The sequence below is a fragment of the Geobacillus sp. YF-1 genome (assembly GCF_052692335.1).
In genome coordinates, this window is record NZ_CP199850.1 from 656,659 (window position 1) to 672,634 (window position 15,976).

The window sequence follows — 15,976 nt, forward strand, 5'->3', positions numbered from 1 at the left end:
TCCGTTCCCCCTTTACAGGAAACGCTAGCTATGATAACATAAGGATACGGATTGACCGAATTGTTCATTTAGTCATATTGAAGGATGAGGCTCATGGCAAGCGACCGGAGACGACAAATCATTTCTGCAGCGGCCCAATCATTTTCCGCTTTTGGCTATAAAGCGACGACGATGGAACAAATCGCTAGGCTCGCCAACGTCGGCAAAGGAACGATTTATACGTTTTTTAAAAGCAAAGAGGAGCTTCTTGATGAAATTATTTCTTCCTTAATCGCTCAAATTAAAACCGAAGCCGAGCAGGCGATGGATCCGTCGTTGCCGTTTTCCGAAAATGTTCCCCGCGCTTTGTATCGCATTTTGGAATTTCGCCAACGCCATCAGCTGACCGCCAAGCTGCTTCAAGAAGTGCGCAGCATCGGCACGGCGGCGGTGCAGGAAGTATTGGCGAAGTTTGATCGCGAGATGGTCCGATTCATTCGATGTAAAATCGAGGCGGCGGTGGAAAAAGGCGAAATCCGCCCTTGTGATTCGGAAATTACGGCGTTTGTGATGCTGAAAACTTACATCGCCTTGATCGTCGATTGGGAAAAGGAGCATGAGCCGCTGAGCAAAGAACAAATCGCCGAATTGTTCACACTGTATTTTTTGCAAGGATTATCAAAATAGATGATCCATTCTTTTTTTCTTGTGTTTGACTAAATGGACAAATTGGTCATTTGTACAAAGGAGGGATTTTTCCTATGTTCGCCAACGAATGGCGGGCGATTTTGTTTCGTCCTAAAGTGCTGATTCCCATTGCTGCTGTTTTATTTATCCCCCTTCTTTACAGCGGGTCGTTTTTATGGGCGTTTTGGGACCCGTATGGTCATTTGGACCGCTTGCCCGTGGCGGTCGTCAATGAAGATCGGGGAGCGAACCTCGAGGGCCATTCTCTTCATCTCGGTGACGATGTGGTGAAGCGGTTGAAAAAAACCGATTCATTTTCTTGGCATTTTGTCAATCGCGACAGAGCATTAAACGGTTTGCAAAACGGCGACTATTATATGGCGATCGTCATTCCATCGGATTTTTCCGAGCGTGCCACAACGGTGCAAGACGCGGCACCTGAACCGCTTCGCCTCAACTATATCGTCAATGAAGGGGCGAACTATCTCGTCGGAAAAATCGGCGATTCTGCCGTTTCAGCTATCAAAGAGGAGATCGGCAAAAATGTCACTAAAGCGTATGCCGAAGCCATGTTGACGAAAATGAAAGAAGCGGGAAAAGGTTTGAAAGAAGCGGCGGATGGCGCTGAGCGGCTGCATGAAGGTTTGCAATCAGCAGAACAAGGGAGTCGGCAGCTGGCAAAAGGGATGGGAGCCGCTGAGCAGGGGAGCGGCCAGTTAGCGGCTGGCGCGCAAAAGCTGACAGAAGGAGCCGGAAAAATATCCGGCCATTTAACCGAGTTGGCTCAAAAATCGATCATGTTTGACCAAGGGCTTCAGTCGGCTAGTGCCGGTGCTTCGCAAGTGAAGGACGGAGCGTCCGCTCTCAAATCCGGCCTTGGGCAATTGGCGGCCGGAGCTGACCGCCTAACCGATGGGGAGCGGCAAGCGCAAGCGGGTGCCGCACGTTTAGCCGGCGGGTTGAATGAATCATTAAGCGGGCTGCAAACATTGCAATCTCGTTTGCCGGCGCTCACGGACGGGGCCGTGCGCGTTCGCGACGGCGCCGAACAGCTGTCGCAAGGGATGACGCAGTGGAAACAGAAAGCGGGAGAAGCGGCCGCCGGCGCCGGTCAGGTCAGCGAAGGGCTGCGGCAATACGCGGCGGCGCTGCAGGCGCTGTCCGAACAAGCGAGCGATCCGAGCCAAAAAGCGATGTTGCAAACGCTAGTTCAACAGTTGCAGCCGCTTGTTGAGGGAAGTAAAGCGGTGGCGGCAGGCGTCGGAAAACTGGCGGAAACGGCCGGGCCGCTGCAAAATGGTGCCGCTCGTCTTGCCGATGGGGCGGATTCACTTGCCGATGGGCAACAAACCGTGCAAGAAGCGGTGAAGAAGGTGACAGACGGTCAGCGGCAGCTGGCGGTTGGCGCGGCCGAATTATCCGATGCCCATCAGCGGCTGGCGGCAGGGGCGGCGAAGCTGGCGCAGCAGCTTCACCGCGCTGAACGCGGCGCCGAGGCACTAGCTTCCGGCAGCGGCCGATTGGCGCAAGGAGTCGAGACGCTGGCTTCCGGAGCTGATCGATTGGTGTCCGGCACACATCAATTGGCATCCGGCGCCGAACAGCTGACCGCTGGCGCAAAGGGGCTGGCTCAAGGGGTAGGCTCGCTTCAGCACGGAATGGAGCAGCTTTCCGACGGCAGCCGGTCGCTATCGACGGGATTGGCTTCACTGACCAAAGGCGCGGCAGAAATGGAGGATCGACTGAAAGACGGGGCGAAACAAGCTGCCCACGTTCAAGCGAACGACCGCGTGTATGATATGATCGCCGATCCTGTGCAAAAGAAAAAGCAGCCGCTCCATCATGTTCCTAATTACGGAACGGGATTTGCGCCCTACTTCTTGTCATTAGGGCTGTTTGTCGGCGCGTTGCTGCTGACGATTGTCTTTCCGCTGCGTGAGCCGGTGGATCGCCCAACGTCCGGGGCGGCGTGGTTTTTCGGCAAATGGGGGATATTGGCGGTGGCGACGGCCGTGCAAACGCTTTTGGCCGACGCATGGCTGCTGTATGGACTCGATTTGCACGTGCAAAGCGTTGGGCGCTTTTTGTTGTTTACGTGGATCATCAGCCTGACGTTTATGATGATTATTCAATTTCTTGTGACCTTGTTTGATAATCCCGGCCGTTTTCTCGCTATTTTGCTGCTGATCGCCCAGCTGATCGGAAGCGCTGGAACGTATCCGATTGAGCTTGTTCCGGATCAGCTGCAGGCCCTTCACCCGTGGTTGCCGATGACTCATGCGATTCGCGGGCTAAGAGCGGTCATTTCAAGTGGCGATTTTGCGGTGATGTGGGAAGAAGCGACGAAGTTAGGAATGGTGGCGGTGATTTTTGCGGCTGGAACGTTGCTTTATTTTCACTTTTTGTACCGGCGTCGTTATCGAACGGCTGCAGAGGAGCCTGCCATGCAAGGCTGAGTGTGATCTTTGCTTTGATTCGCTCCAGCAGGATGAGGAAAGTTCGTTTTTCTCATTTGTTTTTAAATGCTGTCCTTTTTCCCTATTGAACTGACCGTATTCATTGTTCGGTCACGAGCGAAATTTGCTAAGTGAAGAAGGGGGATCCCACAAGGATCAGGATCCCCTCTTTCGTTGCGTGTTGACGGCTTCTACGACACGATCGGTTGTGCCGATCTTGAAGGCAAACCACCTTTTGGAGCAACCCCTTCTTTATCGGATGCAGGAGATTTTTATGCTCATCATGTCGGGGGATATCATGCAAAAAAAAAAGACGCCTCTATGATGGAGGCGTGTGCAAAAGACAGGCTGTATCGGGGAACAGCCGTTTGCCGGCGGGGCAGCCGGCACAATGTGTGACGCAAGGGATGCGTCCGCTCACCTATTGGCGGTAAGCGGCACCAAGGCAGTCCGAGCACGTGTTGCCGTAGCATTCATGTTGCTCATCCATCTCTTTTCCGCAGTGCAGACATTTTTTCGGCGGTAAGTTTCTGAAAAATTCCAACACTTTAGCCAACATTTCCGATCCCCTCCGTTGTCTTGTTGGTTTTATTGTATTATAACACAATCCAAAATGTCAATAGGTGTTTTAAAACAAAATGTGAAAGATGAAAAAATAGGCTTCGTTGTGTATGATGGAAATAAAACGAAAGAAAGGAGAGAACGGCGATGAAAGTGACGGTCATCGGTTATTGGGGAGGATTTCCCGCTGCCAATGAAGCGACATCAGCGTATTTATTCGAACATGATGGGTTTCACCTTCTTGTTGACTGCGGAAGCGGAGCGCTTGCCAAACTGCAAAACGAGGTCGATGTCCGGCAGTTGGACGCGGTTGTCCTTTCCCATTATCATTATGATCATGTGGCCGATATTGGACCGCTTCAATACGCGCGCCTCATCCATCGAAATTTGGGCGCCGATTTGCCCGTGTTGCCGATCTATGGCCATGCGGAAGACGAGGAGGCGTTTGCCCGCTTGACCCACAGCGGCATCACCGAAGGCGTGGCGTATGATCCGCAAGAAACGGTAACGGTGGGGCCGTTTGCGCTGTCGTTTCTCAAAACCGCCCATCCGGTGCCGTGCTACGCGATGCGGATTAGCGCCGGCGGCAAGGACGTTGTGTATACCGCCGATTCCAGCTATTTGCCGGAGTTTGTGCCGTTTGCGCAAGGCGCCGATTTACTGATCAGCGAATGCAACTTTTACGCTGGGCAACATGCGGCGGCGGCCGGGCACATGACGAGCGAGGAGGCGGCGGCTATCGCCAAAGGGGCAGAAGTCGGCGAATTGTGGCTGACGCATTTGCCGCACGTTGGCCGTCATGAGCAGCTTGTCGAGGAAGCTGCCCGCTTATTTGGTGGCGTCATTCGCCTAGCTCGCACCGGGCTCGTATGGGCGCCGTAGCCGAGCCGGTTTTAGGAGGATGTAATGAATTTTGTCGAAAAATATTTTTTTGACACCCCTGAGAGGCCGCAAAGCCTTGATACATCAATATTTATAGAGGGAGACTGGTGAAAACGGTTGGTTCTCTTGAGCCATGGGGGAACGTTTGCAAGGCGCTCCTGATGCGACAAGGTTTATCTATTTGAGAAACAGGTTTGATAAGCGGCTTGCTCCCTTCAATCACCGGCCTTTTAGAGAAGCAGCAAAGGAAACGCTTTCTCTTGTCCTTTGCTGCTCTTTTTTTTATAATAGGTATAGTTCGAATTTTTTTACTTATAAAATGAATGGTCATTCATTCATTTTGGGGGAGGAGCTTCGCATGAACTTACCTGCACGATTGGCGCAAATCGCAAAGCAATTGCCGGACAAAGAAGCGTATGTGTTTTTAGGGGAGCGCTGTACCTATCGACAGCTTAACGCCGCTGTTTCACAATTCGCCGATGGGTTGGCACAGCTTGGCATCCGCCGCGGCGATCACATTGCCCTGCTGCTTGGCAACTCGCCGCAGTTTGTCATCGGCTTGTACGGGGCGCTGCGACTCGGCGCGACCGTCATCCCGATTAACCCAATTTACACGCCGGAGGAAATCGGCTATATTTTGCAAAACGGCGATGTAAAAGCCGTCATCGGTCTTGATTTGCTCGCGCCGCTGTTCGCCGAGGCAAAGCGGCGGCTGCCGCTGCTTTCCCATGCGATCGTTTGTGAAACGCCGCAAGGAAAGGAAAAAGCAGTCCCGTTGACCGAAGAGATGAAAACGTTTGCTGCCGTATTGGCTGCCGGCAGCCCGGAATTCACCGGCCCTGAGCTTGCCGATGACGAAGTAGCCGTCATTTTGTATACGTCGGGAACGACAGGAAAACCGAAAGGGGCGATGCTCACCCATAAAAACTTATACAGCAACGCCCAAGATATAGCCGATTATTTAGGCATCAATGAGCACGATCGCGTCATTGCCGCTTTGCCGATGTTCCATGTGTTTTGTCTGACCGTCGCTCTCAATGCTCCGCTGATGAACGGGGGAACGGTGCTCATCATGCCGAAGTTCAGCCCGGCGCAATTGTTTGCGCTTGCTCGCGAAGAGCGGGCGACGATTTTCGCCGGCGTGCCGACGATGTATAACTTCCTTTACCAGTATGAGGAGGGGAGTGCCGACGATCTGCGGACGCTTCGTCTTTGCATTTCAGGAGGCGCTTCCATGCCGGTTGCGTTGCTGAAAAACTTCGAAGAAAAATTCAATGTGATCATTTCCGAAGGGTATGGGCTGTCCGAAGCGTCGCCGGTCACTTGCTTTAACCCGCTCGACCGGCCGCGCAAACCGGGGTCGATCGGAACGAACATTAAGAACGTGATCAACAAAGTGGTGAACGAATACGGTGAGGAAGTGCCGGTCGGCGAAGTGGGCGAACTTGTCGTCCGCGGACCGAACGTCATGAAGGGGTATTATAAAATGCCGGAGGAAACGGCCATCGCCTTGCGCGACGGTTGGTTGCACACCGGTGATTTGGCGCGCATGGACGAGGATGGCTACTTTTACATCGTAGACCGGAAAAAAGAGATGATCATTGTCGGCGGCTATAACGTGTACCCGCGTGAGGTCGAGGAAGTGCTGTACAGCCATCCGGATGTGGTCGAAGCGGCGGTGATCGGCGTTCCCGACCCGGATTACGGCGAGGCGGTAAGGGCGTTTGTAGTGACGAAAAATCCGGAGTTGACCGCCGAGCGATTGATCGCCTATTGTCGCGAACGGCTGGCGAAATATAAGGTGCCGACCGCCATTGAGTTTTTGGATGAACTGCCGAAAAACACAACCGGAAAAATTTTGCGCAGGGTATTGAAAGAGCAATTCGTCGCTTCTCGCGCTTGACGGCTGGCACGAAAAGCGCCGGGAGGTCCGTGGCGCGGCAAAGAAGGGGCTCGCGCGTCTGGGCCTCTCTTTTTTCTTTTCTGACAATAGTATATTGAAAATAATTTTATTATTTTTTATAATTTTAAACATAAGATAGTTTCGAATTATTTTACATAGGGGGATAGATCATATGGGCAAGCGTATTCGGCGGTTCGCCATCGTCTGTGCGGCCGGCTTGTTCCTGCTCGGCGGCTGCGGCAGAGCAAAGGAAACAGGGAGCGGCCAAGGAAACGGGGGAGGCGAAGGACAGAAGGAAAAAACGTACAAAATCGGCGTGACGCAAATCGTGGAGCATCCGTCGCTCGATGCGGCGCGCAAAGGATTCCAGCAAGCGTTAAAAGACAAAGGGCTGTCCGTTGAGTATGACGTGCAAATCGCCCAAGGCGATCAAAGCACCAACCAAACGATCGCCAACAATTTTGTCTCCGATGGCGTGGACTTGATCTTTGCCAACTCAACCCCAAGCGCGCAGGCTGCGCTCAATGCGACGAAAGACATTCCCATCGTCTTTACATCGGTCACCGATCCGGTTGGCGCCCAGCTCGTGCAATCGATGGAACAGCCGGGCGGTAATGTCACAGGAACGACGGATACCCACCCTGACGCGATTCCGAAAACGGTGCAGTTTATTGACAAGTATGTGCAAGGCCATCGCGTCGGCATGGTGTACAACGCCGGCGAACAAAATTCGGTCGCCCAAGTCGAGCAAGTTAAAAAAGCGATGGAAGGGACGGATTTGCAGATCGTGCCCGCATCGGTATCCACGTCCGCGGAAGTGAAGCAGGCGGCTGAATCGCTGGTCGGCAAGGTCGACTGTTTTTACATCATTACGGATAACACGGTTGTGTCGGCGCTCGAATCGGTCATTCAAGTCGCTAATGAACACGACATCCCGCTGTTCGTCGGCGAGCTTGATTCTGTCAAACGCGGTGGGTTTGCCGCCTATGGCTTTGACTATTACGACATCGGATATGAAGCCGGGGAAATGGCGGCGCAAATTTTGCAAGACGGCAAAAAGCCGTCCGAGCTTCCAGTGCAGTATCCGAAAAAGCTGAAGCTAGTCATCAACAAAAAAGCGGCCCAAGAAATGGGGATTAAACTCAATCCGGAATGGGATTCGATCGCGGAATACATTGAATAAACGAGCGGCTTCCCCCTTCGACGAAGGGGGATTGCCGTCAAAAGGCGGGTGAATGGTGTGTGGACGGCCATGTTCAGTTCGGTGGAGGCCGGCTTGATTTACGCTGTGATGGCGCTTGGCGTCTATTTGTCGTTTCGCGTGTTGGACTTTCCCGATTTGACGGTTGACGGCAGCTTTGTCACCGGCGCATCGGTCGCCGCCGTGATGATCGTCAACGGAGCGAATCCGTTTGCCGCTTCGGCCGCGGCGCTATTGGCCGGATTTGCCGCCGGAGTCGTGACAGGACTTTTGCATACAAAAGGGAAGATCAATCCGCTCTTGTCAGGTATTTTAATGATGATCGCGTTGTATTCGATCAATTTGCGCATCATGGGAAAATCAAATATTCCGCTCCTTCAAGAGGAGACGGTCATCAAGCAAATTACAGCCGCTTGGCAGCAGGCCGGATGGGATGATGTGCTCAACCGAGCCGTTTCCTTCACAGGATTCGCGCCGCGAACGTGGGCGGTGCTCGTGGCGATGGCGGCGGTGGCGGTCGTGGTAAAAGGAATGGTGGACTGGCTGTTGAAAACGGAGTTGGGCATTGCCATGCGGGCCACGGGGGACAATCAGCCGATGGTGGCGAGCTTTTCCGCCAATACGGACGGCCTCATCATCTTCGGGCTTGGGCTGTCGAATGCGCTTGTCGCTTTTTCCGGGGCGCTCGTCGCCCAGTACGGAGGATTTAGCGACATCGGCATGGGAATTGGCATGATTGTCATCGGGTTAGCTTCCGTCATTATCGGCGAGGCGCTGTTTGGCGCTCACTCCGTTGTTCGGGCGACGTGGGCAGTGATCGGCGGGGCCATCGTCTATCGCCTGATTTTGGCGCTCGCTTTGCGGGTCGAGTTTTTGGAGACGAGCGATGTGAAGCTGATTACCGCTCTCATTGTCATGGCGGCCCTCATCGTGCCCAACCTCTGGGCGGCCCAAAAAGAAAAGCGGAGAAAAAGACGAAAAGCCGAGCAGCTGGAGAGGGGGGAGGCTGTTGCTGGAGCTGAAACGAATTACAAAAGTGTTTAACGAAGGAACGGCCGATGAAAAAATCGCTTTAGGCGGCATCGACTTGACGCTTTCCCCCGGCGATTTCGTCACGGTCATCGGCAGCAACGGCGCCGGGAAATCGACGCTGATGAACATCATTTCCGGACGGCTGTCTCCCGACACGGGGGAAGTGTGGATCAACGGCCGCAATGTGACATCGCTTAAGGAACATGCGCGCGCCCGTTATATCGGCCGCGTTTTCCAAGACCCGATGGCCGGCACCGCCCCGCATATGACGATTGAGGAAAATCTTGCCCTCGCTTACAACCGGACGAAGCGGCGCACGCTCCGGTTCGGGGTGACGAAGCAAAAACGCGAGTGGTTTCGCGAGACGTTGCGAACGCTTCATTTAGGGCTAGAGGACCGGCTGACAGCGAAAGTAGGACTGCTTTCCGGCGGCGAGCGGCAGGCGCTCTCGTTATTGATGGCGACGTTTACCAAGCCCGATGTGCTTCTTCTTGATGAACATACGGCTGCCCTCGACCCGGCGCGCGCTGAGCTCGTCACTGAATTGACGAAGGAAATCGTTGCCAAACACCGTTTGACGACGCTGATGGTGACGCATAACATGGAGCAGGCGATTCGCCTTGGCAACCGACTCATTATGATGGACGGCGGACAAATCATCTTTGCCGCCGAAGGAAAGGAAAAGGAGGAGCTGACCGTCGAACGGCTGCTTGCTGAATTTCAACGCATTCGCGGCAGTCAATTTGCGAGCGATCGCGCGGTCCTCAGCCAATAGACGAGGCGAGGTGCCCCGAACGAGAGGAGCGGGACACCTCGCTTTTCATTGGTGGGCCCATCAGGCGTTGCGCGCGGCCGGCTGCGTTGCCGTTTGGTAGGCGGCTTGCAACGATTGGGTGACGGCTCCCGGCTGGCCGCTGCCGATCGTGGTGTCGTCCACTTGGATAATCGGAATAATGGATGAGGTGGTGCTCGTTAAAAACAGCTCATCGGCTTGGGCGAGGTCGTGGACCGAAAACGCTTCTTCCATGAACGGGATGCCAAGCTCTCCGCAAAACTGCTTCACTTTCGTGCGGACGATGCCGTTTAAAATCCGCTCGGTGGCAGGATGGGTATATACCGTCCCAGCTTTGACGAGAAAAATGTTCGACGAACTTCCTTCCGTGACGATGCCATCGCGGTGGAGAATCGCTTCGAATGCCCCGCGCTCGACCGCTTCTTGCTTGGCCAGCACGTTTGGCAACAAGTTCAAGCTTTTAATATAGCAATACTCCCAGCGGACATCCTTGGTCACAATGACGCGCACGCCACGCGTCATTTCGTTTCTTTTCCGCGCCATCGGCTCGATGTAGGCATACAAGTTCGGACGGTTTTCCGCCGGAAAAGCATGGGCGCGGGGAAAGCTTCCGCGCGTCACTTGCAAATATAAAATGGCATCTTCGTGCACATCGTTCAAGCGGCGGAGCTCCTCGAGCCGCGCGGCCAGCTCTTCGGGAGCGAACGGGACGGACAGGCGAATAGCGGCCGCCGAACGATACAGACGATCGAGATGTTCTTCTAACCAGATGTACGTTCCATTGTATAGGCGCACGACTTCGTAGACGCCGTCGCCGAACTGCAAGCCGCGCTCTTCCATCGGATACGTCACCTGCTCATAGCGGAGAACGCCGCGTTCGGTCAATACGTACGGTTTTACTGACACAATAGCCCACTCCTTTTCAATTGCGCACATAATGAACCAATTCGATTATATCATAGATGGATTTTCTCCCCTACTCCCGCTTTGTGCCAAAGCGGGAGTTTCCTAGGAGGCTGGTGATTTAGTGCAAAAACGACTGATTCCACTCATTTCTCAATTAGAAAAACATTGCAGAACCAGCTTTTTCTTCTGAATGAAAATGCCATCGATTGGTGTGCGACAGCGGCTTTCACCGGCTTTCTAGGAGGCTGGTGATTTAGTGTAAAATGTTACGGATCCCATCAATTTCTCAATTAGAGAAACTTGATAGAATCCGCTTTCTTTTTTGAATGAAAATGCCGCCGATCGGGGTGTGACAGCGGCTTTTCACCGGCTTTCTAGTTAAGAGGATAAAAGAATTGACCTATGTTCGGGTTGCGAAATGACAGCGATTTTTAGACAATAAACATATGAAACTAGCGAAACGGGGGAATGGATGGATGGAAACGACATGGACGGCTGGGAAAATGGCGCCGTTTCGCCAAGGGGTGCAGGCGGGGGTGGCGATCGCCATCGGCTATATGCCGATCGCGCTGACATTTGGCCTGCTCGCTAAGACGACCGGGCTGACGCTCGCAGAAACGGTGCTGATGAGCGTCGTCGTTTTTGCCGGCGCCTCGCAATATATTGCCCTCAGCTTGCTTTCCGTCGGTACCGGCATATTTGAAATCATTTTAACGACATTTGTTTTAAACATTCGCCATTTTTTAATGTCCGCTTCGCTCAACGAAAAAGCGGAAGCGGATGCGCTTTGGAAAAAGGCGCTGTATGCGTTTGGCATCACCGATGAAACGTTTTCCGTTGCGGCCATGAAAGAGGGGACGGTCAGCGCTTCGTATATGTTTGGGTTGATCATGATGGCGTACGGCAGCTGGGTCGTCAACTCCGGCATCGGTTATGCTGTCGGGGCGAGTTTGCCGGAAAGCTTACAAGAGAGCATGTCGGTCGCTTTGTACGCCATGTTTATCGGCTTGCTCGTCCCAGCGCTGAAAAAGGAGCGGAAAACGGTATGGCTGGCAGGGTTAGCGGCCGTGTTCAACTCGCTCGGCACGCTTGTCTTTCACCTGTCTAAAGGCTGGTCGATCGTGCTGGCGACGCTTCTTTCCGCAGTCGTCGTCGAGTGGCTGGCGAAGAAGGGGGAGAATGAGGATGAATAACGCGATCGTTTGGATGATTCTCGGCATGGGGATCGTCACGTATTTGCCGCGCATGTTGCCGTTCGTGCTGTTTGGGCGCGTCGAGCTGCCACCGTTTTGGCAAGGGGTGCTGAAAAATGTGCCGTATGCTGCACTTGGCGCGCTGATTATCCCTGATATTTTTTTCATTCAAGACGACGTTCTTTTTGGGGTGATCGGTTTTGCGGCGGCGGTGACGGCCGCTTGGCTCGGTGCGAATGTTATTGTTGTCGTGCTTGCGGCGGTTGTCGTGCTTAGTTGCTATTCGATGTTGATGTGAAAGGTTCGGCGTTCAATGAAAAAAGGGCAGACAATGCCCTCTTTTTTTATACCTGTACAAAATCGTTATGACAATTCATCCATAATCGTTTCGTACACATCATCAACACGAAATCGTGACGCTCCCCCCATGTCGATCTGTTCGATGACCCGTCCGTCGCGATTGAGCAAGTAAGCGAGCGACGTATGCACCATCATGCCGTTTCCCGGGTCACGGTATTGGAAGTGGAAAGCGTCCGCCGTCGCTTTTGTCGCCGCTTCGCTGCCGCGCAAAAACACCCATCCTTGCCCATCGCCAGTTACGCCAAATGCATTTGCATATGCTTGCAGTTTTTCTTTCGTGTCGCGCGCCGGGTCGATAGTGATCGTGACGAATTCCACATCGCGCCCGAACACTCCGGCTTTTTGCAGCCGGTCGCGCAGTTTGGCCATTTGCATCGTCGTATTCGGGCAAATATCCGGGCAGTTCGTATAGATGAATTCGATGAGTCGAACTTTGGGCGGCAAGTCGTCAAAGGAATAAGGGGCTCCCCACGCCGTTTCCATCGTCACGTTCTTCGGCAGGCGTATGGAAGCAGGTTGGTAGACAGTGAAATAGATAATGCCAACACCGATGCCAATAAGCAAGAGGCTGGCGGCAATGATATATAGTTTTTTCATGACGATCCTCCCTTCATGATCGATGGTATTGTCAAAAGTTTATCCTCCACACTCACGGTTTTCCCTTGAGTTTCAACGGTTGAACGAAAAAAAGCTTGCCACCCCCATTGTTTTCGGCCATCATTGAGGTAACGACACCCAACAGCCAAAACAAAGGAGTGACAAGCTTTGTTACCTCAATTATTAGCCTATTTGCTCGAAATTATCAAGACCCAATATCAAATCATTGTGTATTTAATGGGTGTGATATTGGGGAAATCCTTGCATCTCGAGGACTGGGACGAACCCATCCAAAAGCCGTACCGGAAACTTCAGGTCGATGACCTTCCGATCATCGATGTGCCGGAAACCCTTGATTACCGGAAGCTGTTGGCAGACTATGAAGCCCAGCACAGACGTCCTTTACGGCCCATCCAGCGCCGCGCGAATGCGAAACACCGTGTGCCGGATTCGTTGACCTGCCCTCGCTGCCAGGCTCCCTCTTCTTACCTGTACGCCAATAACGGCGGAAAAGGGCAATACCAATGCAAAGTGTGCCAATGCCGGTTCAACCACCGAAATCGGTTCACCAAGCAAGCGGTCTTTCGTTGTCCGCACTGCAAAAAGACGTTGGAAAAAATCAAGGAGCGCAAGGAATACAACATCTATAAGTGCAAGAACAACGATTGCCCGTTTTACCAGGCCAACCTTCGCCGGATGACGAAGAAAGAGCGCCAACAGTTTCAACAGAATCCTCAAGCCTTCAAGGTGCGGTATTTGTTTCGGGAGTTCTTGTTTGACTTTCTCCCGTTGGCTTCCTCGTCGCTCATCAAGCCGAAGGTCGATTTGTCCCGGCTGGCTGCGTCGCCGCACGTGTTGGGGCTCGTGTTGACGTACTACGTCAACTTTGGGATGTCCTCGAGGGAAACCGCCGCCGCCCTGAAGGACATCCATGGCGTCTCGATCTCTCATCAGACGGTGCTCAACTACGCCAACAGCGTCGCGCTTTGGATCAAGCCCTTTGTCGACCGATTTCCGTATGAGCTGTCCGGTTCGTTCTGTGGGGACGAGACATATATTCGTGTGAAGGGCCGTTGGCATTACCTATTCTTTATGTTCGACGCGGTGAAAAAGATCGTGCTGTCCTATCGCGTCTCGCCCAACCGGGACACGCTCTCGGCCATCAAGGCGATCAATGATGTCCTCAGGAAGCTGCCGTCCCTTCCAGACGACTTGTCGTTCGTCGTGGATGGCAACCCGATTTACCTGTTGGCGCAACACTTCTTTGCCCAGCACGGGATTTCGTTTGACGTCCGCCAGGTAATCGGCCTGACCAACGAAGATCCGGTCTCGGAAGAATTTCGCCCTCTCAAGCAGATCATCGAGCGATTCAACCGGACCTTTAAAGGCAACTACCGCCCGACCCATGGGTTTGGCGCCGAGGAAGGCTCGGTGTCCTTTGTGACGCTGTTTGTGGCGTATTTTAACTTTCTGCGCCCGCATAGCGCGCTCGAAGGCCGGGTGCCGGTCGTCATCCCGGAGCTCGCCGAGCTGCCGCATATGCCGGCCCGGTGGACGAAGCTGATCGCCATGGCTCAGGACTTCCTTCAAAACGAGGCAGCCTAACTTTTTTGTCCTCCAGAGCCCGTTGAACAGAACTCCTGCCGGATTCGGCGAAGCGAACCCTTGACCAACCGAACACCGCCAAAGGTAAAATTCGGTAAAGGCAAGGGCGGCTTTCCTATTGCCTTCTTTTTTGTCCCCGTCGCCCTTGACGACTCTTCCGCACCTTTGGCGGGTGTTGGTCAAGGGCGAATCCGGCTCTCTGCATGCCCCACGATGCTCAATGGGATGGTCTGTGTGGAGTTTTCATAGAACTTTTGACGCTACCTGATCGATCATACCAAAACGAGGAGCGACAAAAACACCATGTTTATGAACATTGTTCGGCTATTTTCCTAATGAAAAAAATTTTGCAAAAAGGATTGCATTTTTCTAGCTCTGTTATATAATAATGTTGTAAATAAATATATGTATTATAACAAAGAATGGGGGAAAGGAAAATGGCGTCATTTGCTGAACGTGTTCGTCAATTGGAGGAAAGCTGGAAAAACGAGGAGCGCTGGAAAGGAATTGTCCGTCCGTACAGCGCGGAAGATGTCATTAAGTTGCGCGGCTCGCTTGATATTGAGCATACGCTCGCTCGGCGCGGAGCTGAGAAGTTATGGCAGCTGTTAAATACGGAAGATTACGTTCATGCGCTCGGCGCACTGACCGGCAATCAAGCGGTGCAACAGGTGAAAGCGGGGCTGAAAGCCATTTACTTAAGCGGCTGGCAGGTGGCGGCCGATGCCAACCTCGCCGGGCATATGTATCCGGACCAAAGCTTGTATCCGTCCAACAGCGTTCCGCACGTTGTGAAACGCATTAACCAAGCATTGCAGCGCGCAGATCAAATTCAATATTTGGAAGGCAGCGGCGATATCGATTATTTCGTGCCGATCGTTGCCGATGCCGAGGCTGGGTTCGGCGGCCAGCTGAACGTGTTTGAGCTCATGAAAGCGATGATTGAGGCGGGAGCGGCTGGCGTCCACTTTGAGGATCAGTTGTCATCGGAGAAAAAATGCGGCCATTTAGGGGGCAAAGTGCTGTTGCCGACGCAAACGGCGGTGCGCAACTTGATTGCGGCGCGGCTTGCCGCTGACGTCATGGGTGTCCCGACGGTGCTGATCGCCCGCACCGATGCCAATGCCGCCGATTTGATCACAAGCGACATCGACCCGCGCGATCAAGAATTTATTACCGGCGAGCGGACACCGGAAGGGTTTTACCGCACGAGAGCTGGTCTCGATCAGGCCATCGCCCGCGGTTTGGCCTATGCGCCGTATGCGGATCTCATTTGGTGCGAAACGAGCGAACCGAACTTGGAGGAAGCACGGCAGTTTGCCGAAGCCATTCACGAGAAGTTCCCGGGCAAGCTGTTGGCGTACAACTGCTCGCCATCATTCAACTGGAAGAAAAAGCTGGATGATGAAACGATTGCGAAGTTCCAGCAAGAGCTTGGGAAAATGGGATACAAATTCCAGTTCGTCACTTTGGCCGGGTTCCATGCCCTCAACTATAGCATGTTCGAACTGGCGCGCGGTTACAAGGAGCGCGGCATGGCGGCGTACGCTGAGCTGCAGCAAGCCGAGTTTGCCGCTGAGAAGTACGGGTATACGGCTACGCGCCACCAACGCGAAGTCGGCACCGGCTATTTCGATGAAGTCGCCCAAGTCATCTCCGGCGGCCAGTCGTCGACCGTCGCGTTGAAAGGATCGACCGAGGAAGAACAGTTTACAAAGGCTTGAACGAAACTGACCGAAACGGTTGTCTGCCTTCAAGATAGCATCGCATATCGCATAAAACACAAAGCCGATGCGCCGATCACTGCGAAAGAGGTTGTCC

14 protein-coding genes are annotated in these 15,976 nt (G+C 53.3%); 11 read left to right on the forward strand and 3 right to left on the reverse strand.

Features of this window, described 5'->3' with window-relative positions:
- Positions 1–93 precede the first annotated feature (93 nt).
- Both ACTVIM_RS03335 and ACTVIM_RS03340 read left to right on the forward strand, forming a co-directional pair.
- The gene (locus ACTVIM_RS03335) at positions 94–666 is read left to right on the forward strand and encodes a TetR/AcrR family transcriptional regulator (RefSeq protein ID WP_144973035.1); all 573 of its coding nucleotides are present in this window, start codon (positions 94–96) and stop codon (positions 664–666) included.
- Between the two features lie 74 nt (positions 667–740).
- The gene (locus tag ACTVIM_RS03340; RefSeq protein WP_445613628.1) at positions 741–3,122 is read left to right on the forward strand and encodes a YhgE/Pip family protein; all 2,382 of its coding nucleotides are present in this window, start codon (positions 741–743) and stop codon (positions 3,120–3,122) included.
- 421 nt (positions 3,123–3,543) lie between these two features.
- Here the strand turns inward: ACTVIM_RS03340 and yhfH are convergent, their stop codons facing one another.
- Positions 3,544–3,681, reverse strand: coding sequence for a protein YhfH (yhfH, locus tag ACTVIM_RS03345; protein WP_082799297.1), 138 nt, complete (start codon positions 3,679–3,681; stop codon positions 3,544–3,546).
- 149 nt (positions 3,682–3,830) lie between these two features.
- Between yhfH and ACTVIM_RS03350 the strand changes: the two genes are divergently transcribed.
- The 5 genes from ACTVIM_RS03350 to ACTVIM_RS03370 all read left to right on the forward strand — a co-directional run bounded on the left by ACTVIM_RS03350 (position 3,831) and on the right by ACTVIM_RS03370 (position 9,476).
- The gene (locus ACTVIM_RS03350) at positions 3,831–4,565 is read left to right on the forward strand and encodes an MBL fold metallo-hydrolase (protein ID WP_033019644.1); all 735 of its coding nucleotides are present in this window, start codon (positions 3,831–3,833) and stop codon (positions 4,563–4,565) included.
- Positions 4,566–4,923: 358 nt separating this feature from the next.
- The gene (locus tag ACTVIM_RS03355; RefSeq protein ID WP_445613630.1) at positions 4,924–6,468 is read left to right on the forward strand and encodes a fatty acid--CoA ligase family protein; all 1,545 of its coding nucleotides are present in this window, start codon (positions 4,924–4,926) and stop codon (positions 6,466–6,468) included.
- A gap of 172 nt (positions 6,469–6,640) precedes the next feature.
- Complete coding sequence (locus ACTVIM_RS03360; RefSeq protein WP_445613631.1) at positions 6,641–7,651, forward strand: ABC transporter substrate-binding protein; 1,011 nt, start codon at positions 6,641–6,643, stop codon at positions 7,649–7,651.
- A 69-nt stretch (positions 7,652–7,720) separates the two neighbouring features.
- On the forward strand, positions 7,721–8,713 hold the full coding sequence (locus ACTVIM_RS03365; RefSeq protein ID WP_445614296.1) for an ABC transporter permease: 993 nt from the start codon (positions 7,721–7,723) through the stop codon (positions 8,711–8,713).
- Positions 8,679–9,476 carry an ABC transporter ATP-binding protein gene (locus ACTVIM_RS03370; protein ID WP_033019745.1) on the forward strand — a complete coding sequence of 266 codons (798 nt, stop codon included), beginning with the start codon at positions 8,679–8,681 and terminating at the stop codon, positions 9,474–9,476. The genes ACTVIM_RS03365 and ACTVIM_RS03370 overlap by 35 nt, the downstream gene beginning before the upstream one ends.
- Positions 9,477–9,536: 60 nt before the next feature.
- Here ACTVIM_RS03370 and dat read toward each other — a convergent pair whose 3' ends face one another.
- Positions 9,537–10,400: a D-amino-acid transaminase gene (dat, locus tag ACTVIM_RS03375; protein ID WP_033019648.1), complete on the reverse strand. Its 864-nt coding sequence runs from the start codon at positions 10,398–10,400 to the stop codon at positions 9,537–9,539.
- Positions 10,401–10,876: 476 nt separating this feature from the next.
- Between dat and ACTVIM_RS03380 the strand changes: the two genes are divergently transcribed.
- Positions 10,877–11,593: an AzlC family ABC transporter permease gene (locus ACTVIM_RS03380; RefSeq protein WP_445613633.1), complete on the forward strand. Its 717-nt coding sequence runs from the start codon at positions 10,877–10,879 to the stop codon at positions 11,591–11,593.
- Positions 11,586–11,891, forward strand: coding sequence for an AzlD domain-containing protein (locus ACTVIM_RS03385; RefSeq protein ID WP_033019651.1), 306 nt, complete (start codon positions 11,586–11,588; stop codon positions 11,889–11,891). The genes ACTVIM_RS03380 and ACTVIM_RS03385 overlap by 8 nt, the downstream gene beginning before the upstream one ends.
- Before the next feature lie 65 nt (positions 11,892–11,956).
- On the opposite strand, the gene ACTVIM_RS03390 is transcribed toward ACTVIM_RS03385, so the two are convergent.
- Positions 11,957–12,550, reverse strand: a complete 594-nt coding sequence (locus ACTVIM_RS03390; protein ID WP_445613634.1) for an SCO family protein — start codon at positions 12,548–12,550, stop codon at positions 11,957–11,959.
- 168 nt (positions 12,551–12,718) lie between these two features.
- Between ACTVIM_RS03390 and ACTVIM_RS03395 the strand changes: the two genes are divergently transcribed.
- Together ACTVIM_RS03395 and aceA are read left to right on the forward strand one after the other, a co-directional pair.
- Positions 12,719–14,155, forward strand: coding sequence for a DDE-type integrase/transposase/recombinase (locus ACTVIM_RS03395; RefSeq protein WP_445612449.1), 1,437 nt, complete (start codon positions 12,719–12,721; stop codon positions 14,153–14,155).
- A 437-nt stretch (positions 14,156–14,592) separates the two neighbouring features.
- Positions 14,593–15,879 (forward strand): isocitrate lyase, encoded by a 1,287-nt coding sequence (gene aceA / locus ACTVIM_RS03400; protein ID WP_445613635.1) that lies wholly within the window; start codon positions 14,593–14,595, stop codon positions 15,877–15,879.
- Positions 15,880–15,976 lie beyond the last annotated feature (97 nt).